The following is a 19,936-nucleotide window of genomic DNA, read 5'->3' on the forward strand; positions in this document are numbered from 1 at the left end:
TATCGGCCGGCACTGACAATGCGGCGGGCCGACGGGGTGTGTCCCCCGCCGGCCCGTCCGCAACGGCCGCGTCCGACGCGGCTCAGGCGTCGATCTTCTCCATGACCTCGTCGGATACGTCGAAGTTGGCGAAGACGTTCTGCACGTCGTCGCTGTCCTCCAGCGCGTCGATGAGCTTGAAGATCTTGCGGGCGCCCTCCTCGTCGAGGTCGACCTGCATGGTGGGCAGGAAGTTCGCCTCGGCCGAGTCGTAGTCGATGCCCGCCTCCTGGAGCGCGGTGCGCACCGCGACCATGTCGGTGGCCTCACTGACGACCTCGTACGTGTCACCGAGGTCGTTGACCTCCTCGGCGCCCGCGTCCAGGACGGCACCGAGCACGTCGTCCTCGGTCAGCTCGCCCTTGGGGACGATGACGACGCCCTTGCGGTTGAAGAGGTACGAGACGGAACCCGGGTCGGCCATCGAGCCGCCGTTGCGGGTCATGGCGACCCGTACGTCGGACGCGGCACGGTTGCGGTTGTCGGTGAGGCACTCGATGAGGACCGCGACACCGTTGGGTCCGTAACCCTCGTACATGATCGTCTGGTAGTCGACGCCGCCCGCTTCGAGACCGCCACCGCGCTTGACCGCGGAGTCGATGTTCTTGTTCGGGACCGAACTCTTCTTCGCCTTCTGGATCGCGTCCACGAGGGTCGGGTTTCCCTCGGGGTCCACACCACCGGTGCGGGCCGCGACCTCGATGTTCTTGATCAGCTTCGCGAAGAGCTTGCCGCGCTTGGCGTCAATCACGGCCTTCTTGTGCTTCGTCGTAGCCCATTTAGAGTGGCCGGACATCTGCCTTCTCCTTCGCGTCACCAAATTCCGTACGAACCCGAGAGATCCTACCGGGACCGAGTCACCCGGCGGCGCGCACCATCTCGGTGAAGTACGCGTGGAGGCGGTGGTCTCCGGTCAGTTCCGGGTGGAATGACGTGGCGAGGGCGTTTTGCTGCCGTACGGCCACGATGTGGCCGCCGTGCTCCGCGATCACCTTCGCCCCGGCGCCCACGGACTCGACCCAGGGGGCCCGGATGAAGACGCCCTCCACCGGTCCGCCGTCGATCCCGGCCACCTCGACGGCCGCCTCGAAGGACTCGTTCTGCCGCCCGAAGGCGTTGCGGCGCACGATCATGTCGATGCCGCCGAGCGTCTCCTGGCCCGAGCGGGGGTCGAGGATCTTGTCGGCGAGCAGGATCATCCCGGCGCAGGTGCCGTAGACCGGCATCCCGGCCGCGATCCGCTCGCGCAGCGGTTCCAGCATGCCGAACAGGGCGGCCAGTTTGGACATGGTGGTGGACTCGCCGCCGGGCAGGACCAGGCCGTCCACCTCGGCCAGCTCTTCGGGACGCCGGACCGGCCTGGCCAGGGCGTCCGCCGAGGCCAGGGCGATCAGGTGTTCCCGTACGTCGCCCTGGAGGGCCAGGACTCCGATCACAGGGGTGTCGCTCATCGGTGACTACCAGCCGCGGTTGGCGTAGCGCTCGGCCTCGGGCAGCGTGTCGCAGTTGATGCCGACCATGGCCTCGCCCAGGTTCCGGGAGGCGTCCGCGATGATCTTCGGGTCGTCGTAGAAGGTGGTGGCCTTCACGATGGCGGCGGCGCGCTTGGCCGGGTCGCCGGACTTGAAGATGCCGGAGCCGACGAAGACGCCCTCGGCACCGAGCTGGCGCATCAGCGCCGCGTCGGCCGGGGTGGCGACGCCGCCCGCGGAGAACAGCACGACGGGCAGCTTGCCCAGCTCGGCGACCTCCTTGACCAGCTCGTAGGGGGCGCGCAGCTCCTTGGCGGCGGCGTACAGCTCGTTGTTGTCGTAGCCGCGCAGCCGGGCGATCTCGTTCTTGATCTGGCGCAGGTGGCGGACGGCCTCGACGACGTTGCCCGTGCCTGCCTCGCCCTTGGAGCGGATCATGGCCGCGCCCTCGGCGATACGGCGCAGCGCCTCGCCCAGGTTGGTGGCGCCGCAGACGAACGGGGTGGTGAAGGCGAACTTGTCGCTGTGGTTGACCTCGTCGGCCGGGGTCAGGACCTCGGACTCGTCGATGTAGTCGACGCCGAGGGACTGCAGGACCTGCGCCTCGACGAAGTGCCCGATGCGGGACTTGGCCATCACCGGGATGGACACCGCCTCGATGATCTCCTCGATCATGTTCGGGTCGGACATCCGGGCCACGCCGCCGTCCTTGCGGATGTCGGCCGGCACCCGCTCCAGGGCCATGACGGCCACGGCGCCCGCGTCCTCGGCGATCTTCGCCTGCTCGGCGTTGACGACGTCCATGATCACGCCGCCCTTGAGCTGCTCGGCCATGCCGCGCTTGACGCGGGCGGTGCCGGTGGCCGGGGTGTCGGCGGACTGCGTGGTGCTGGGAAGCGTGGACACGGGTGGACCTCACTGGGGGAACGGATGCGGGAGCGCCGAATGACGCACTCCCGAGCAAACTCCCCGGCACCAGTCCACAGCAAGGGCCAATGAGAGGCCGGTGGATCGTTTTGGCCGCCCCCTGTGCGTACGGGGACGGGCCGCTGTCCGTCAGCTGCCGGGGCGGTCCGCCAGGGCCACCGGCGGCTCGTCGTCCATCTCGAACGCCAGCGGGAAGGGGGCGTGCCCCGCCAGCCGGAACCAGCGCACCGTGCGATGGCGTCGCAGGGCCCGCGCCGCCCGCACCGCGTCGTTGTGGAACCTGCGGGCCATCGGCACCCGCCGCACCGCGGCCGCCAGCTCGGACGCCGCCTCCTGACCGCCGGGGATCTCCCGCACCGCCTCCACCTGCGCGCTCTCGCCGAACACCGCCCGCAGGGCGGCGCTCAGCTCGCTCTCGGCGACCTCGCGATGGTCCGGGGGCGACTGCCGGGCGGCGTGCGCGGCCTCGTACAGCACGATCGACGAGGCGGGGTCGAGGACCCCGGAGGTGGCGAGTTCCTGGGTGACCGAGGCCCGGCGCAGCAGTTGCGCGTCGAGGGCTGCCCGGGCCGCGTCGATACGGGTGTGCAGCCGGTCGAGGCGGCCGGCGGTCCAGCTGAGGTACAGGCCGATCGCGACGAGCACGACGACGGCCCAGATGAGGGTTGCGGTCACGGGCGGCAAGGCTACCGGCCGACGCCCGCCGCGAGGCCCGGCCCAGGACCCGCGAGGCCCCGACCGGTCCGCGCGACGGGCCTAAGGCGTGTGTCCGAACCGGGCGCGCAGCCCCGTGCGTTCGTCCGCGGCGACCGAGGCGGCGCCGTCCGTCACCGTCTCGTACACCGCGAGGATGTCCGCACCGACCGTCGACCAGTCGAAGCGCCGGACGTGGGCGCTGCCGCGCTCGCGCAGCTCGGCCCGCCGCTCCGGGTCGCCCAGCAGCCGGATCGCCGCTTCGGCCAGCGCGTCCGCGTTCTCGTTGGCGAACAGCTCGCCCGCCGCGCCCTGGTCCAGGACCTGCGCGAAGGCGTCCAGGTCGCTGGCGAGGACCGGCGCGCCCGCCGACATGGCCTCGACCAGGATGATGCCGAAGCTCTCGCCGCCGGTGTTGGGCGCCACGTACACATCGACGCTGCGCAGCAGCCGCGCCTTGTCCTCGTCGCTCACCATGCCGAGGAACTCCACGCGTGCGCGCATCTCCTTCGGCAGGGAGGCGACGGCCTCCTCCTCGTCGCCCCGGCCGGCCACCAGCAGCCTGGTGTCCGGGCGGGCGGTCAGGATCGCGGGCAGGGCGCGCATCAGGACGGGCAGGCCCTTGCGGGGTTCGTCGATGCGGCCGATGAAGCCGATCGTGCCGCCCTGCCACTCGGGCCTGGGTTCGGCCCGGGCGAAGAAGTCGACGTCCACGCCGTTCGGGATGACCACGGCGTCGCCGCCCAGGTGCTCGACGAGGGTCCGGCGGGCGTACTCGCTGACCGCGATCCGCGCGCTGATCTTCTCCAGCGCGGCCTGCAGGATCGCGTACGCGGCGATCATCGCCCGGGAACGCGGGTTGGACGTGTGGAACGTGGCGACGATCGGGCCCTGCGCCGCCCAGCACGTCAGCAGCCCCAGCGAGGGCGAGGTCGGCTCGTGGATGTGGATGACGTCGAACGTGCCCTCGTGCAGCCAGCGCCGCACCCGCGCCGCCGACAGGAACCCGAAGTTCAGCCGGGCCACCGAGCCGTTGTACGGGACGGGCACGGCCCGGCCCGCGGAGACCACGTACGGCGGCAGCGGCGTCTCGTCGTCGGCGGGCGCCAGCACGGACACCTGGTGGCCGAGCCGGATCAGGTGCTCGGCCAGGTCACGGATGTGGAACTGCACACCGCCCGGGACGTCCCAGGAGTACGGGCAGACGATGCCGATCTTCACTGCTGGTCTCCGCGGGGTTCGAGGTCGGCGAGCCAGAGCCGTTGCAGCATGTGCCAGTCCTCCGGGTGCTCGGCGATGCCCACGGCGAACGCGTCGGCCAGGGCCTGCGTCATCGAGGACGTCCTCCCGGCCCTGTCACCTGACTCCGGCACCTCGACGGGCGGATGGACGCGTGCCTTCATCACCGGCGTGTCGTCGTACGAGAGCGTCACCGGCAGCAGCAGGGCGCCGGTCTGCTGGGCCAGCAGCGCGGGGCCGGCCGGCATCCGGGCCGTGTCGCCGAAGAACGACACCTCGACCCCCGACGACGACAGATCGCGGTCGGCGACCAGACAGACCAGACCGCCCGACCGCAGCCGCCGGGCCAGTGTCCCGAACGCGGCGCCGCCGTTGTGCGGCAGCACCTCCATGCCCAGGCCCTCGCGGTAGGCGACGAACCGGTCGTACAGCGATTCCGGCTTCAGCCGCTCGGCGACCGTGGTGAACGGCACCTTCAGGTCGGTGGTGACCCACGCCCCGGCCAGGTCCCAGTTCCCCAGGTGCGGCAGGGCGAGGATCACCCCGCGCCCCGAGTCGAGCCCGTCCGTCAGCCGGTGCGCGTCCGTCACGTCGATGGACGCCTTGATCCGCTCCGGGCTCCAGGTGGGCAGCCGGAACGACTCCATCCAGTAGCGCATGTACGAGCGCATCCCGGCCCGCGACAGGGCGGCGAGCCGGGCCGGGTCGGCGTCCGGCACGACCCGCTTGAGGTTGGCCTCCAGCCGCAGCACGCTCTTGCCGCGCCGCTTCCACACCTGGTCGGCGAGCGTACGGAACAGGGCCCGGGCGGCCGGTTCGGGCAGCGTCTTGACCGCCGCCCAGCCCAGCCCGTACAGCGCGTCGCTCAGCCGTTCCCTCGCACCGGGCCGCGCGTCGGCGCCGGCCACGCTCACTCCCCGGCCGCGTCGGCCGCGTCCGCCTCCGCGGACTCGCGGCGCACGGTGACGACCCGCTGGACCAGCGTCACGAGGCTGCCGGCGGCGACGATCCACAGCGCGATCGGCAGCAGCACCTGGATGCCCGGCACGCCGAACTTGTGCAGACCCGCGAGACCGGCCGCCACCAGCGAGATCACCAGACGCTCGGCACGCTCCACGAGCCCGTTGACCGCGACCGGCAGCCCGATCGACTCACCGCGCGCCTTGGTGTACGAGACCACCTGCCCGCTCGCCAGGCAGAAGATCGCGACCGCGCACAGGACGTTGTCGTCGCCGCTGCCCGCGTACCAGAGGGCGAAACCGCCGAAGATCGCCCCGTCCGCGACCCGGTCGAGCGTGGAGTCCAGGAACGCGCCCCACCGGCTGGAGATGCCGGCCTGGCGCGCCATGTTCCCGTCGACGAGGTCGGAGAACACGAAGACCGTGATGACGATCGTGCCCCAGAAGAACTCCCCCATCGGGAAGAAGACCAGTGCTCCGGCCATCACCCCGGCCGTGCCGATCAGGGTGACCGCGTCCGGGCTCACGCCGAGACGGAGGAGGAGTGCGGCGAACGGCGTGAGGACACGCGTGAAAAAGGCACGCGCGTACTTGTTCAGCATGGCCTTCCCGAGGGGTCGGTGGGCCGCGTGGCCCCGTCGGCCACCGGCTGGAGGGTGCTGAAGGTCCTGGTCGGATCAGGGAGCGGCGTCCGGTGCGTGCGGCTGCAAGGCGCCGGAGCGCCTCCATGGCTGAGCCATGGGGGCGTTTCGGCAACGCGGCAGACGTGCGTGCCGGACACCGCGAGCCCGGCCGGGGTCTTCAGCACCCTCCGGGCCCATCGTAGTCACGCCCTGCTCCCTCCACGTCCGGGCACCCCGCCCCCGCGGACGCGACGTATGGACGCGGCCCGCGGGGAGTGCAAAGCTCGAAAGACCGCGGGCGTCGCCACAGCCGCCGTGCCGGCTTCCGAGTGCGTGCCCGTGTGCCGGCCGACAGGAGGCACGAACCATGGGCGACAAGACGCGCGCGCATACCGGAGCCGCCGGAGGGACACCGAGGGCCGGCCATCCCCGCGCCCTGCGCAACGTGGCGCTGGTCGGCCACAGCGGCTCCGGCAAGACCACCCTCGTCGAGGCGCTCGCGCAGACCGCGGGCGCCGTCAACCGGGCGGGCCGGGTCGAGGACGGCACGACCGTCTCGGACCACGAGGAGATCGAGCACCGCCAGAACCGGTCCGTCCAGCTCTCCCTGGTCCCCGTGGACTGGGGCGGTTTCCGGATCAACCTGCTGGACACGCCGGGCTACGCCGACTTCGTCGGGGAGGTCAGGGCCGGGCTGCGGGCGGCGGACGCGGCCCTCTTCGTCGTCTCGGCGGCCCAGGAGGCCGAGGCCGTGGCCGGCACCACCCGCGCCCTGTGGGAGGAGTGCGCCGCCGTCGGCATGCCCCGCGCCATCGTGGTCACCCGTCTCGACACCGCCCGCACCCCCTTCGACGCGATGACCCGGCTCTGCGGCGAACTCTTCGGCGCCGACGACCCCGACGCCGTGCTCCCCCTCCACCTGCCCGTGCTCGGCCCCGAGGCCGCCGACGGACACGCCCCGCTCACCGGCCTCACCGGCCTGCTCCCGCAGCGGGTCTTCGACTACTCCGGCGGCGAGCGTGCCGAGCGTCCGCCGACGGACGACGAGCGAGTGCCCCTGGCCGGGGCCCGGGCCCGGCTCATCGAGGGGATCATCGCCGAGAGCGAGGACGAGACCCTGATGGACCGCTACCTCGCCGGCGAGACCATCGACACCGAGACCCTCGTCGCCGACCTCGAACGCGCCGTGGCCCGCGGCTCCTTCCACCCCGTCCTCGCCGCCGCACCCGCCGCCGACGGCGCCCGCCAGGGCATCGGCACCGTCGAACTCCTCGACCTGATCACCGGCGGCTTCCCGACCCCGCTCGAACACCCGCTGCCCGCCGTCACCACCCCCGACGGCTCCCCGCTCCCCGCCCTCGACGGCGACCCCGAGGGCCCCCTGGTCGCCGAGGTCGTCAAGACGTCCTCCGACCCGTACGTCGGCCGGCTCTCGCTCGTCCGCGTCTTCTCGGGCACCCTGCGCCCCGAGGACACCGTGCACGTCTACGGCCACGGGCTCGGCGACCCCGCGCACGGGGACCGCCCCTGCCACGAGGCACGCACCCGCGTCGGCGCCCTCACCTCACCTTTCGGGAAACAGCAGCGCCCCCTCGACGCGTGTGTCGCCGGAGACCTCGCCTGCGTCGCCCGGCTCGACACCGCCGAGACCGGCGACACCCTCTCCGGCACCGGCCACCCGCTGCTGCTGGAACCCTGGACCACCCCCGACGCCCTGCTGCCGCTCGCCGTCCGGGCGCACAGCAAGGCCGACGAGGACAAGCTCTCGCACGGCCTGGCCCGCCTCGCCGCCGAGGACCCGGCCATGCGTCTCGAACAGAACCCGGACACCGGCCAGCTCGTCCTGTGGTGCCTGGGCGAAGCCCACCTGGACGTCGCCCTGGACCGGCTGCGCGACCACTACGGCGTCCAGGTCGACACCGTCCCGTACCTCGTCGCCCTGCGGGAGACCTTCGCCGGCCCGGCCACCGGACGCGGCCGCCACGTCAAACAGTCCGGCGGCCACGGCCAGTACGCGGTCTGCGAGATCGACGTCGAACCCCTCCCGGCCGGCTCCGGCGTCGAATTCGTCGACCGGGTCGTCGGCGGGGCCGTGCCCCGTCCGTTCATCGCCTCCGTCGAGAAGGGCGTCCGCGCCCAGGCCGCCCGGGGCGTCGCCGCCGGCCACCCGCTCGTCGACATCCGGGTCGTCCTGCGGGACGGCAAGGCCCACTCCGTGGACTCCTCCGACGCCGCCTTCCAGACCGCCGGCGCCCTGGCCCTGCGCGAAGCCGCCGCCGAGGCGCACGTCCGGTTCCTGGAACCCGTCGCCGAGGTCCGCGTCCTCGTCCCCGACGACTACGTCGGCCCGGTGATGAGCGACCTCTCGGGCCGCCGCGGCCGGGTCACCGGCACCGAGCAGTCGGGCACCGGACGCACCCTCGTACGCGCCGACGTACCCGAACTGGAGATCGGCCGGTACGCGGTCGACCTGCGCGCGCTGACCCACGGCACCGGCCGCTTCGACCGCTCGTACGCCCGCCACGAGCCCATGCCCGCACAGCTCGCCGACCGCGTCCACGCCCGGCAGGGGTGACGCGAAGGACCGTTCCCGCCGGCCGTTGTCCACAGGACAGGACGAGGTACGTATCCGGACGATACGCTGAGACCCCAGCTCAGAAAGTGTGCCGGGCACGGCAGTTGGGAAACAGCCGCAGGAGCGGTTCCTCGGTGGCGAGTGGGGGCGACAGTGGCCAGCAACGGATTCGATTTCTCTCCCGGAGCGCAGATTCCGCTCCAGGGGTCGGCAGGCGCGGCGGTGGCGACCAACGCCCTCGCTTCCGCCGCGTACCGCGACAGCCCGGTGGAGGACATCCTCAAAGCCAACAGCGAGTGGCACAAGTCCGAAGTGAAGGCGGGCCGTTCCGCGCTCTTCAAGTCCGACTACTTCAAGCCCAACCTCGGCGAGGCGTTCTCCCGCGCCGTCCAGGAGCGCATGCTCGGCGGCGCCCGCAAGGACCTCATCCAGTCCTTCGGCACCGACCCCCAGACCGTCGTCGAGCACTGCCTCTCCGCGACCAGCCTCCGCAAGGCGCGCGACACCAGACTCACCGCCGTCACCGTGCTGTTCGGCTTCCTGTTCCTGCCGGGCATGCTGCTGTGGGTCATCGCCTTCCGGCTGCGCGACGGCTTCGCCAAGACCAAGGACAGGGGCCTGACCGCGCTCGGCAACAGCCTGCTGCCCCTCCTCGGCATCGGCATCGTCTTCCTGATGATCAGACTGCCCCTGACCGGACTCCTCGGCCTCTACCTCCGGGCGATGTTCGTAGCCCCGGTCATCGGCTGGTACCTCGCCAAACGGATCGCGGAGAAGTCCGCCCAGGACATGCGCGCCCGCTGGGAGGGCCTGCTCTCCGGCGGCGGGGTCACCGCCAAGATCCCCGAGACGGTCCCGAAGAACCCCAGCGAGACCGCCCGCGAGGCCCTGCGCCAGGGCCTGGAGAAGCTCTCCGCCGAACAGCAGTCCAACTCCGTCTTCTACGCCGGCCCCAAGGGCATCCTCGGCATGGGCACCCGCTGGGGAAGCTGGCAGCTCGCCGAGGACCTCGTCCCCAAGGAGCCCGGCAAGGAGATCCACCAGTTCCGCAGCTGGGACGTCATCCGCGTCATCCACGACCAGCTCAAGCTGCTGGAACGCGGCCCGCTGAACACCGGCGGATTCCCCGCCCCCTCCGTCACCCACTGGATCGTCACCCCCATCGGGGAGAACGCCGACTCCGTCACCCGCCCCCAGGGCGAGGACGTCGCCACCTTCCAGATCAAGCCCCACGAGATACAGCGGATCTGCAACCACCAGCAGTTCGGCGGCGGAGACCGGCACTACCTCGGCGTCCAGTTCACCCTCTGGGACGGCCAGCTCGTCATCACCATGATGATCACCGTCACCGTCCTCTACGAGACCCTGCGCATCGAGGTCACCGGACACGCCCTGGGCCCCGTCCACTCCCTCTTCACCAGCAAACCCGCCGCGAAGACCAGGACCGTCAACAAGACCGTCCGGTTCTGGGAGACCCGCGACATCACCCTCGCCCTCGTCGACGCCCACGAGGTCACCCGCCTCGCCCTGCGCGCCCCCTTCACCTGGTACCCGCCGCTGCTGGACTACCTCGGCGGCAAGATCGCCCTGCCCGAGCCCTTCGGCCTCCGGCACGCCTGGGCCGAGAAGCCCTGGCGCCACCGCTTCATGGCCGACGACGCCATGCGCGCCGCGACCCCCGTCCTGCGCGTCGTCCACAACGCCGCCATCAAGGTCCTGAAGGAGCACGGCGTCGACACCGACCGCTTCGACAATCGCTCGTCGGTCCTGAGCGGCCTGGTCCAGGCCCCCACCCCCGGCAAGGCCGACCTCTACGACGCATGACCGCCCGCGCACGCGAACGGGGCGCCCCGGAAATCCGGAGCGCCCCGCGCGAAGAGCGAGATCAGACGGCCGGCCAGGCGTCCGCCAGCATCTTCCGCGTGTCCGCCAGCAGCTGCGGCAGCACCCGGGTGTGCCCCACCACCGGCATGAAGTTGGCGTCGCCGCCCCACCGGGGCACCAGGTGCTGGTGCAGATGCGCGGCGATCCCCGCACCCGCCACCGTTCCCTGGTTCATCCCGATGTTGAAACCGTGCGCACCCGAGGCCGCCCGCAGCGCGCTCATCGCCCGCTTCGTGAAATCGGCCAGCTCCGCCGTCTCCGGACCGTCCAGCTCCGTGTAGTCCGCGACATGCCGGTACGGCACCACCATCAGGTGCCCCCCGTTGTACGGGTAAAGATTCAGCACGGCGTAGACCTTCTCACCGCGCGCGACGACGAGCCCGTCCTCGTCCGACTTCTCCGGAATCCCGCAGAACGGACAGCCGTCCCCCGCCTCCGGGCCGGTCGGCTTGTTCTCGCCCTGGATGTACGCCATCCGGTGGGGCGTCCACAGGCGCTGGAACGCGTCGGGCGTCCCCACTCCGATCTGCTGCTCCGGCTCACTCGTCATGCCGGCCAGCATATTGCTTCACCTGTGCGGAGCGTGTCGCCGGGGCCGGTCCCGGCCGTGCCCCGCGATGCTGGGCCGATGAGCGCGCGCACCCCGGACCGGTCCTCCCCTCCCGCTCTCACCCGGTGGGAGCGGCGCACCGAGGTGTCGCTCCTCGCCGCCTCACTGGTCTTCCTGGCCGGCTACGCCTTCCGCGTACTCGCCCCGGACGACACCCAGCCCTGGCACGACATCTCCCTCGCCCTCGTCGGCGCGACCTGGCTGATCTTCGTCCTGGACTACGCGGTACGGCTCAGGCTCAGCGGCCTCGGCCTCCGCTTCGTCCGGGTGCGCTGGCTCGACACCCTCGTCCTGGTGCTGCCGCTGCTGCGCCCGCTGCGCATGGTGCAGATCTACACGGCGGTCCAGGTGAGGCGGGACCGGCCCCGCCTCACCCTGTACGCGCGGGTGATCTCGTACGCGGGGATGACGGCCGTCCTCCTCGGCTTCTCGGCGGCGCTCGGCGTGTACCACCGGGAGCACGACGCCCAGGGTGCCTCGATCCGCACGTTCGGGGACGCCGTCTGGTGGGCGTGCGAGACGCTGACGACGGTGGGGTACGGGGACGCCGTGCCGGTGACGCCGGTGGGCCGGTTCATCGCGGTGGGCCTGATGGCGTGCGGGCTGGGGCTGCTGGGGGCGGTGACGGGCGCGTTCTCGTCGTGGCTGATCGAGGTGTTCCGGAGGGAGGACGAGAAGGGGCCCCCGGCGAGCGGGTAGCTCGGCCGGGGGCCCATCCCCGCTTGCGCGGGAAGCAGATCTCGTCGCAGCCGACGGACTTCTCCGGGTCCGGGTCATCCCCGCTTGCGCGGGGAACAGATCAGACCTGCACGCGACGCTCCACCACGTCAACGAGCTTGGCGATCGCCTCGTCACGGGCGATGCCGTTCTCCTGCGACCCGTCGCGGTACCGGAACGAGACCGTGCCCGCGTTCATGTCCTCGTCACCGACGATGATCATGAACGGCGTCTTGGCCTTCTGGTGGTTGCGGATCTTCTTCTGCATCCGGTCCGACGACGCGTCCACCTCGACGCGCAGCCCCTTCTTCCGCGCCTCCACCGCGAACTCCTGGAGGTACGGGATGTGCGTGTCGCCGATCGGGATGCCGACCGCCTGGACCGGGGCCAGCCACACCGGGAACGCACCCGCGTAGTGCTCCAGGAGCACCGCGAAGAAGCGCTCGATGGAACCGAACAGCGCGCGGTGGATCATGACCGGGCGCTGCTTGGAGCCGTCCGGGCCGGTGTACTCCAGGTCGAACCGCTCCGGCAGGTTGAAGTCGAGCTGGATGGTCGACATCTGCCAGGTCCGACCGATGGCGTCGCGCGCCTGCACCGAGATCTTCGGACCGTAGAACGCGGCGCCGCCCGGGTCCGGGACCAGGGGCAGCCCCTGCTTCTCGGCGACCTGGCGCAGCGTCTCGGTGGCCTCTTCCCAGGTCTCGTCGGAGCCGACGAACTTGGTCTCGTCCTTGGTGGACAGCTCCAGGTAGAAGTCGGTGAGCCCGTAGTCGCGGAGCAGGTTCAGGACGAAGGTGAGCGTCCGGTCCAGCTCCTCCGCCATCTGCTCCCTGGTGCAGTAGATGTGCGCGTCGTCCTGCGTGAAGCCGCGCGAGCGGGTCAGGCCGTGCACCACGCCCGACTTCTCGTACCGGTACACCGTGCCGAACTCGAAGAGACGCAGGGGCAGTTCACGGTACGAACGGCCGCGCGCGTCGAAGATCAGGTTGTGCATCGGGCAGTTCATCGGCTTGAGGTAGTAGTCCACCCCGTCGTCGAGCTGCATGGGCGGGTACATGCCGTCGGCGTACCAGTCCAGGTGGCCGGACTTCTCGAAGAGCTTGCCCTTGGTGGCGTGCGGCGAGTAGACGAACTCGTAGCCCTCCTCCTCGTGGCGGCGCCGCGAGTAGTCCTCCATGGCCCGGCGGATGACGCCGCCCTTGGGGTGGAAGACGGCGAGGCCGGGGCCGATCTCGTCGGGGAAGGAGAAGAGATCCAGTTCGGTGCCCAGGCGGCGGTGGTCGCGCTTGGCGGCCTCCTCCAGGAACTCCAGGTGCGCCTTCAGCTCGTCCTTGGTCGGCCAGGCGGTCCCGTAGATGCGCTGGAGCATCGGATTGCGCTCGCTGCCCCGCCAGTACGCGGCAGCGTTCCGCATCAGCTTGAACGCCGGGATGAACCGGGTCGTCGGCAGGTGCGGGCCCCGGCAGAGGTCCTTCCAGCACAGCTCGCCGGTCTTCGGGTCGAGGTTGTCGTAGATGGTCAGCTCGCCGCCGCCCACCTCGACGTCCGCGCCGTCGTCCGAGGAGGCGGAGCCCTTGATACCGATGAGCTCCAGCTTGTACGGCTCGTCGGCCAGCTCCTCGCGGGCGGCCTCGTCCGTCACGACCCGGCGGGCGAACTTCTGCCCCCGCTTCTGGATCTCCTGCATCCGCTTCTCGATGGCCTTGAGGTCCTCGGGCGTGAACGGCTTCTCGACGTCGAAGTCGTAGTAGAAGCCGTCCTTGACCGGCGGGCCGATGCCGAGCTTGGCCTCGGGGTGCAGCTCCTGCACGGCCTGGGCCATGACGTGCGCGGTGGAGTGCCGCAGGATGTTGAGGCCGTCCTCGGAGGAGATCTCGACGGGCTCGACGGTCTCGCCGTCCTGGAGCTCGTAGGCGAGGTCCTTCAGCTCGCCGCCGACGCGGGCGGCGACGACGGTGCGCTCGCCGGGGAAGAGGTCGGCCGCCGTAGTGCCCGTCGTCACCACGCGCTCTTCCCGCTCGGAATCGCGTTGGATGGTCACACGGACGTCTGACACCGGTCTCTCCTGACTCAGGGGGCGCACCGCATTCCTCTAGCGCGTGCAGAAGGAATCGTACCGAGCCGAGGGCCCCCATTGCGAAAGGGCCGGTTTCCGGCCTACTCCCCCGTGCACGCCTCCTCGAAGGAGTCCACGTTCTCCTGGAGCGACTTCATCAGCCGGTCCCGTTCCTCGTCGTCGACCTGGACCGGAACGACCTGCGAGGCCCCGGTCAGCCGCCGGAAGCCGCCCCGGCTCTCCAGCCGGCCCTCCACCCGTACCGGCAGCCCCACCAGGTGGGCCTGGCCCGCTATCCGGTACGCCTCCTCGTCCAGCTCGATCCGGACGTGCGGCACCTCGGCGCCGGCCAGCACCCGCAGCCGTACGATCCCGGCCCCGCGCGGCCCGGAGCGGCGCAGCCGGACGACGGCGCCGGTGATCCGTACGGTGACGGCGGGCTCGTCGCGGAGGTAGCGGGCGCCGGCCCGGCGCAGGGCGGGCAGGTCGCCCGGGGAGAACTCGACGGGTTCGGGGCGGGCGGGGCAGCCGTCGGGGGTTCCGGCGGCGGGCGCCCAGTCCAGCGCGATCGCGGCCCCCGCCGAGCCCCGGACGAGGGCGACGAGCGCCTCGGTGAGTTCACGGCTGACGCCCGCCGCCACGGCGTTGTCGAAGGCTTCCATGCCGCCGGTCGCCCGTTGGTAGTCGACGGCCTCGCGGGTGGCGTGCAGGGCGTGGTGGAGGCGTACGGCGGCGGGGCGGCCCGGTGCGACGGGTACGAACGCGGTGAGCGTCCGGCCGCCGGGCGCGGGGCCGACGAGGACGGGTCCGAGGGCGGCGAGGGCGCGCTTGCGGCGGCGGGCGCCGTGGTAGCCGGCCCGGCCCCGGACGGCGAGGGCACCGGCCAGCAGGATCTGCCGGGCGGCGCTGTGCAGCTGTTCCGCACCGAGCCAGTCGGCGGCCCCGGCGGCGGGTTCCGGGACCTCGCGCCGCCAGCGGATCTCGTCGCTGGGCACGGTGAGGGCGACCAGGACCTCGCGGGCGGAGGGTGCGGCGCTGCGGGCGAGCGCGGTCAGGGCCTCGCCCAGCAGTTCCTCGCTGTCCGGGAGGACCCGGCTGCGGGGCACGAGCAGGCTGGCGGTGCCGCCGGGCGGGATCCAGCGGCTGTAGGGGCCGCCGCTCCCGCCGCGCCGCTGCCAGCCGTGCCGGGCGAGCAGGGCTCCCAGGACGGCCGGGTCGACGCGGGCCGGGTCGGGCAGGCTCCAGGAGGGTGCGGCGGCCTCGCCCGGGAAACCGGACGGGCCGGGGAGGCGTACGGAATCGGGCTGGTTGACGGGCTCGTCCATCGGCCGGTGCATCAGGGTCTCCCTCCCGCCCCGACACGGGTCATGATCTCGCAGAGCGCCCGGTCGTCGAAGACGCGCGAGGTCAGGAGCCGCACGGTGGTCCGGTGGCGGCCGGTCACGGGGTGGCCGGCCAGATTGGTCCAGTAACAGCAGTGCCGCAGGTCGAGGCTGTCGGGCCCCGCGCGCAGCCAGTCGTCCTGGCTGCGCGGTACGAGCATCACGACCAGGATCTTGTGCACCGAGACGGGCGTCCGGGCGAGCTTCACGAGGTGGGCGTTGTCGAGCGTGAAGGAGAACGTCGCACCGGGGGGCCGGGGCGGTATCTGGTAGGTGCACTTCAGCTGGACCTTGATGGTCACCTCGTCGTCGACGACATGGCCGGGGGCGCCGTGGCTGACGTGCCAGTCGATGCCGTTGTCGGGGAAGGGCTGCGACAGCGAGCAGCCCGCCGCGGCGGCGACGGCGTGCAGATAGCCCACCTGGAGCGTCTCCATGCAGGCGGTGGTGGCGAGTGCGCCGCGCAGCGGTGCCGTCCGCTGGGGCAGCAGCCCGCTCGGTTCTGGCTGCGCGAGCGCCATGGCTCCGTAAGCCTTCCGGGCTGTGTCAATGGGGATGAGGGGTACCGGGCGGGCGACTTCCACTGCCGGTACCTGTGTTGTCACCGCACGGGACCGCCCCCAAACGGCGTATCAGGCAAAGGGCGCGGGTATCACCGAACCGGGCAGGGGAATCACGCCATCTGCCGTGCGGTGCGAGGAGTTCGGGGATGACTCATTGGTACGAAGGGCCGCTGGCCGCTTTCGACACGGAGACGACGGGTGTGAACGTCGAGGAGGACCGGATCGTTTCGGCCGCCCTCGTCGTCCAGGACAGAGCGGAGGGCCCGGTGCGCGTCACCCGCTGGCTGGTGAATCCCGGGGTGCCGGTGCCCCCGGGCGCGACGGAGATCCACGGGCTGACCGACGACCACCTCCAGCGCAACGGCCGGTGGCCGGCTCCGGCGGTGGAGGAGATGGCCCGGGCGCTGGCCGAGCAGTGCGCGGCGGGCCGGCCGCTGGTGGTGATGAACGCGCCGTTCGATCTGACCCTGCTGGACCGGGAGTTGAAGCGGCACCGGGCGGCGTCACTGGGCACGTATCTGGAGCGGTCGCCGTTGTGCGTGCTCGATCCCCGGGTGCTGGACAAACATCTGGACCGATACCGCAAGGGCCGGCGCACGCTCACGGACCTGTGTGAGCTGTACGGCGTGCTGCTGGACGGGGCGCATGACGCGGCGGCGGACGCGGCGGCCTCGCTGGAGCTGGTCCGGGCGGTGGGGCGCCGGTTCGCGACCCGGCTCGAGCGGCTGACGCCGGCGGAGCTGCACACGCTCCAGGCGGTGTGGCACGCCGCTCAGGCGCGGGGGCTCCAGGCATGGTTCGCCCGCAGCGGGACGCCGGAGACGGTGGACCCGGCCTGGCCGCTGCGCCCGGAGCTGCGTACCGCCGCGTGAACGTCCGCGGCCGGCGGGACAGGGTCGCGGACACGCAGAGGCCGGTCCGTCGATGGTGCTGACGGACCGGCCTCTCCCGGGGTGGGCGATACTGGGTTCGAACCAGTGACCTCTTCGGTGTGAACGAAGCGCTCTCCCACTGAGCTAATCGCCCGGGAACGGGTTGAACCATACAGGGCGGGGCGGCCATGGTTCAAACCGCTTGCAGCCGGGCCGCGAGCCCGCGCCGCCCGGCCCGCATCATCAGGGCGTGATTGGCGCGGAACACCGGCCGGCACGGCAGCGCGAGGATCCGCAGCAGCGTCCTGCGCACCTCGACCTCCTGCTCGTACACGACGCGGGTGCCGGGTCCGTGGGCGGTGACCGTCCAGCGGGCCCAGCCGTCGAGATCGCCGCCGAGGGTGGCTTCGAGGATGCCGTTCGCCGGGTCGTGGCGTCGTTCGCGCACGGACGTGACGAGGTCGTACGGGAGGAGGGAGCGGATGCGGGTGGTGCCGGAACCGTTGCCGGAGCGGGTGGCCTCGCGGACCTGCGGCCACCACCGCGGGTAGTGCTCGATGCGTTCGAGCTCGGCGTAGACGGCGCCGGGCGGTGCGGGAAGCTCCCATACGCTGACGAATCGGTAGTGGTTCCAGTTCACTTCCCCAGGATGCCCGTACTCAGGCGGGGATCTGAGTACGGGTGCGCATGTCCGTCGGCGTGGCGCGCAGCACACTCGCGTCCATGGAATATGTACCGCCGCCCGCCGAGGAATTGGCGATCCTCGACCGTGAACTGGCCCGGCTGGACGCCCGCCGGTCCCAGCTGCTGATCCGACGCGCCTGGCTGGTGCGGGTGTTGGGCACCGCCGGTGCGGCGCCTGCCGCCGGTCCCGGACCGTGGACGGCACCCACGGGCCGGAGCGCCGGGGCGTTCGGCCGGCCGGCTCCTGCGGCCACCGCGCGCAGTGCGCAGAACGTGCTGCTCGTCCTCGGCGGGCTGCTGCTGACGGTTGCCGCGCTGGCCTTCACCCTGGTGAGCTGGGGCGAGATGGGGATCGGCGGGCGCAGTGCGGTCCTGACGGCCATCACGGCGGGGGCGCTGGTCGCGCCGGCGGTGCTGCTGCGGCGGGGGCTGTCCGCGACGGCGGAGGCGCTGGCGGCGCTGGCCTCGGTGCTGATGGTGCTCGACGCGTACGCGGTGTACTGGGTGGCGGTGCCGGATGCGGACGGTGCCGCTTACACGGCCGGCGCCGCGACGGTACTCGCGGCGCTGTGGACGGCCTACGGGCTGCTCCTGGACCGGCTGCGGTTCCCGCTGGCTCTCGCGGTGTCCGCCGTGCAGCTGCCACTGGTGCTGTGGACATGGGCGGCGGGTGGTGGGCCGTTGTGGTTCTCCGGTGCACTGCTGGTGACGGCGGCGCTGGACGGTGTGGTGGCGCTGCGGGCCGGGCGGGCCTCGGCACGGGTCACGGCGTGCGTCGCTCTGTGTGTGACGGGCGGGGCCGGGCTGCTGGTGGCGCTGGTGGAGTCGCTGACGGCCGCCGGGCCCGTCGGCGCCGTTGCGCCGGGAGCGGTGCTGCTGGCCGGTGCCGCGCTCGCCCTGGCGGGGGCCCGCAGCGCTCCGGCGCCGTTCGCGGGGGCCGGGGGCATGGTGGCCGGTCTCGCGACCGTGGCGGCGGTCGGCGGGGTGGCCGCCGCCGGGGTTCCGGAGGGCTGGCAGGTGCTGATGTACCTGCTGTGCGCCGGGGCGCTGCTCACCGCCGTGCAGGCTCCGCTGGGGGTCGCGGCGGCGCGGGGGCTCGGGTGGGCCTCGGCGGTGGTGACGGCGGGCGCGGTGCTGATGTCGCTGCCTCCGGTGGCGGTGGTCGCGGCGGGTCCGGTGTCGCGGCTGGGTGCGGTGTGGTCCGGGGTCCCGCGGGGCGGGGCCCGGGCCGCGGGGGGCGCGACGGACCTGCCGTGGGACGGGACGGCGGCCGCGCCGGTGGTGATGCTGCTGGTGGCCTGGGTGCTCGGCGCCGCGTACCGGTGGTGGGAGGGCGTGCTCCGCTGGGCCGGGCCGGTGGCGGTGCCCGGGCCGGCGTGGCGCGGCGCTGCGGGCTCGGCGGGGGTGGTGCTGTCCTGGGCGGGGCTCATGGTGCTGCCGGCCGTGCTGGACCTGTCCTTCGCGGCGGCCCTCGCGGTGCAGCTGGCCCTGGCCGTGGCAGCGTTCGGCGTCGCGGTGGGCGCGCTGCGCGGCGGCGCGCGGGGCGTGGCGTTGACGGCCGGAGTGGTCGGGGCGGGCGGCGCGGCGGGCGCCGGGCTGCTGTCGCTGGCGACGGAGGCGGCCACGTACACGGCGTTCGGCCTGCTGGTGGCGGTGTTCGTCGCGCTCGCGGTCGCCCTGGACCGGCAGGAGGGGGCGTCGCCGGCGGCGGTGCGCGCGTCGGCGTGTGCGGCTGTGGTGGGCGCCGTGGTGCCGATGGCCGCGCTGGGGGCCTCGCTGGGGCTCGCTGCGTACGAGGCGGCTCCGCTGCTGCTGGCCGTCCCGGCGGTGACGGCGCTGCTGGGCGCCCGGCTGAAGGGCCACCCGGCGGCGCTGCCGGTCGAGGTGACCGGTGCGGCGGCGGGCGCGGTGGCCGTCGCGACGGCGGCGGGCGACGCGCGCTTCCTGGCGCTGGTGCTGGCGCTGTGCGGGGTGCTGGCGGCGGGGACGGCGCTGCGCCCGGAGCGGCGCCCGCTCGCCGGGTACCTGGCGACCGGGCTGTTCGTCCTGGCGGCCTGGGTGCGGCTCATGGTGGCGGGGGTGTCGGCGCCGGAGGCTTACACCCTGCCGGTGACCGTGCCGGCTCTGGTGGTCGGGGTGCTGCGCCGGCGCCGCGATCCGTCGGCCTCCTCGTGGACGGCGTACGGGGCGGGTCTCACGGTGACGCTGGTGCCGTCGCTGGGCGCGGCCTGGGTGGACCCGCACTGGACGCGTCCGCTGCTGCTGGGGGTGGCGGCCCTGGTGATCACGCTGGCGGGTGCGCGGCTGCGGCTCCAGGCGCTGCTGGTGCTGGGCGGCGGGGTGCTGGCGCTGGACGCGCTGCACGAGCTCACGCCGTACGTGGTGCAGGTGGCGGGTGCGCTGCCGCGGTGGGTGGCGCCGGCACTGGCCGGGGTGCTGCTGCTCGCGGTGGGGGCGACGTACGAGAAGCGGCTGCGCGATGCCCGGCGGGTGAAGGAGGCGCTGGGGCGGATGCGGTGAGGGCGGGAACGCCGACGGCCCGGAAGCTCTCGGAGCTTCCGGGGCGTCGGTCCGGGGTGGGCGATAAATGGTTGGAACCACTTACCACATAGGTGTGTAAGAAGCAGATGGGTAGAGG

General features: G+C 72.5%; 17 protein-coding genes and 1 tRNA gene. 5 read left to right on the top strand and 13 right to left on the bottom strand.

Annotated elements, in window-relative coordinates; all coding sequences use genetic code 11:
* Positions 1 to 82: 82 nt before the first annotated feature.
* The 7 genes from ABZ564_RS21205 to pgsA form a co-directional block, all read right to left on the bottom strand.
* Positions 83 to 835 carry a YebC/PmpR family DNA-binding transcriptional regulator gene (locus tag ABZ564_RS21205; protein WP_360858546.1) on the bottom strand — a complete coding sequence of 251 codons (753 nt, stop codon included), beginning with the start codon at positions 833 to 835 and terminating at the stop codon, positions 83 to 85.
* A 61-nt stretch (positions 836 to 896) separates the two neighbouring features.
* Positions 897 to 1,490: a pyridoxal 5'-phosphate synthase glutaminase subunit PdxT gene (gene pdxT / locus ABZ564_RS21210; RefSeq protein WP_360858549.1), complete on the bottom strand. Its 594-nt coding sequence runs from the start codon at positions 1,488 to 1,490 to the stop codon at positions 897 to 899.
* A 6-nt stretch (positions 1,491 to 1,496) separates the two neighbouring features.
* Complete coding sequence (gene pdxS, locus ABZ564_RS21215; protein ID WP_360858552.1) at positions 1,497 to 2,417, bottom strand: pyridoxal 5'-phosphate synthase lyase subunit PdxS; 921 nt, start codon at positions 2,415 to 2,417, stop codon at positions 1,497 to 1,499.
* Positions 2,418 to 2,567: 150 nt separating this feature from the next.
* Positions 2,568 to 3,113 carry a hypothetical protein gene (locus ABZ564_RS21220; RefSeq protein WP_360858555.1) on the bottom strand — a complete coding sequence of 182 codons (546 nt, stop codon included), beginning with the start codon at positions 3,111 to 3,113 and terminating at the stop codon, positions 2,568 to 2,570.
* Positions 3,114 to 3,194: 81 nt separating this feature from the next.
* Positions 3,195 to 4,352 (bottom strand): glycosyltransferase family 4 protein, encoded by a 1,158-nt coding sequence (locus tag ABZ564_RS21225; protein WP_360858558.1) that lies wholly within the window; start codon positions 4,350 to 4,352, stop codon positions 3,195 to 3,197.
* On the bottom strand, positions 4,349 to 5,284 hold the full coding sequence (locus ABZ564_RS21230; protein ID WP_360858560.1) for a phosphatidylinositol mannoside acyltransferase: 936 nt from the start codon (positions 5,282 to 5,284) through the stop codon (positions 4,349 to 4,351). The genes ABZ564_RS21225 and ABZ564_RS21230 overlap by 4 nt, the downstream gene beginning before the upstream one ends.
* Positions 5,281 to 5,931 (bottom strand): phosphatidylinositol phosphate synthase, encoded by a 651-nt coding sequence (pgsA, locus tag ABZ564_RS21235; RefSeq protein ID WP_360858563.1) that lies wholly within the window; start codon positions 5,929 to 5,931, stop codon positions 5,281 to 5,283. Before pgsA ends, ABZ564_RS21230 begins: the two co-directional genes overlap by 4 nt.
* Before the next feature lie 388 nt (positions 5,932 to 6,319).
* On the opposite strand from pgsA, the gene ABZ564_RS21240 reads away from it, so the two are divergent.
* On the top strand, positions 6,320 to 8,527 hold the full coding sequence (locus tag ABZ564_RS21240) for an elongation factor G-like protein EF-G2 (protein WP_360858566.1): 2,208 nt from the start codon (positions 6,320 to 6,322) through the stop codon (positions 8,525 to 8,527).
* A 153-nt stretch (positions 8,528 to 8,680) separates the two neighbouring features.
* Entirely contained in the window at positions 8,681 to 10,351 is a 1,671-nt protein-coding gene (locus ABZ564_RS21245) for a hypothetical protein (RefSeq protein WP_360858568.1), read from the top strand.
* 61 nt (positions 10,352 to 10,412) lie between these two features.
* Here ABZ564_RS21245 and ABZ564_RS21250 read toward each other — a convergent pair whose 3' ends face one another.
* Positions 10,413 to 10,973 (bottom strand): HIT domain-containing protein, encoded by a 561-nt coding sequence (locus ABZ564_RS21250; RefSeq protein ID WP_360858571.1) that lies wholly within the window; start codon positions 10,971 to 10,973, stop codon positions 10,413 to 10,415.
* Positions 10,974 to 11,039: 66 nt separating this feature from the next.
* Between ABZ564_RS21250 and ABZ564_RS21255 the strand changes: the two genes are divergently transcribed.
* Complete coding sequence (locus tag ABZ564_RS21255) at positions 11,040 to 11,720, top strand: potassium channel family protein (RefSeq protein ID WP_360858574.1); 681 nt, start codon at positions 11,040 to 11,042, stop codon at positions 11,718 to 11,720.
* A gap of 100 nt (positions 11,721 to 11,820) precedes the next feature.
* Here the strand turns inward: ABZ564_RS21255 and thrS are convergent, their stop codons facing one another.
* From thrS to ABZ564_RS21270, 3 genes are all read right to left on the bottom strand, one after another.
* Positions 11,821 to 13,797: a threonine--tRNA ligase gene (gene thrS / locus ABZ564_RS21260; RefSeq protein WP_360858577.1), complete on the bottom strand. Its 1,977-nt coding sequence runs from the start codon at positions 13,795 to 13,797 to the stop codon at positions 11,821 to 11,823.
* A 101-nt stretch (positions 13,798 to 13,898) separates the two neighbouring features.
* Complete coding sequence (locus tag ABZ564_RS21265; protein ID WP_360858602.1) at positions 13,899 to 15,122, bottom strand: hypothetical protein; 1,224 nt, start codon at positions 15,120 to 15,122, stop codon at positions 13,899 to 13,901.
* An 11-nt stretch (positions 15,123 to 15,133) separates the two neighbouring features.
* Positions 15,134 to 15,700 carry a DUF4365 domain-containing protein gene (locus ABZ564_RS21270; RefSeq protein WP_360858580.1) on the bottom strand — a complete coding sequence of 189 codons (567 nt, stop codon included), beginning with the start codon at positions 15,698 to 15,700 and terminating at the stop codon, positions 15,134 to 15,136.
* Between the two features lie 188 nt (positions 15,701 to 15,888).
* Here ABZ564_RS21270 and ABZ564_RS21275 point away from each other — a divergent pair, with 188 nt between their 5' ends.
* Complete coding sequence (locus ABZ564_RS21275; protein WP_360858583.1) at positions 15,889 to 16,614, top strand: 3'-5' exonuclease; 726 nt, start codon at positions 15,889 to 15,891, stop codon at positions 16,612 to 16,614.
* An 82-nt stretch (positions 16,615 to 16,696) separates the two neighbouring features.
* Here ABZ564_RS21275 and ABZ564_RS21280 read toward each other — a convergent pair.
* Both ABZ564_RS21280 and ABZ564_RS21285 read right to left on the bottom strand, forming a co-directional pair.
* A tRNA-Val gene (locus ABZ564_RS21280) sits at positions 16,697 to 16,768 on the bottom strand.
* Between the two features lie 39 nt (positions 16,769 to 16,807).
* A complete protein-coding gene (locus ABZ564_RS21285) occupies positions 16,808 to 17,254 on the bottom strand; it encodes an SRPBCC family protein (protein ID WP_360858585.1) in 447 nt (148 codons plus the stop codon).
* An 83-nt stretch (positions 17,255 to 17,337) separates the two neighbouring features.
* Here ABZ564_RS21285 and ABZ564_RS21290 point away from each other — a divergent pair, with 83 nt between their 5' ends.
* Positions 17,338 to 19,818, top strand: a complete 2,481-nt coding sequence (locus ABZ564_RS21290) for a hypothetical protein (RefSeq protein WP_360858588.1) — start codon at positions 17,338 to 17,340, stop codon at positions 19,816 to 19,818.
* Positions 19,819 to 19,936: the final 118 nt, after the last annotated feature.

It is taken from the genome of Streptomyces sp. NPDC019224 (genome assembly GCF_040632605.1).
In the GTDB taxonomy this organism is placed as follows: Bacteria; Actinomycetota; Actinomycetes; order Streptomycetales; family Streptomycetaceae; genus Streptomyces.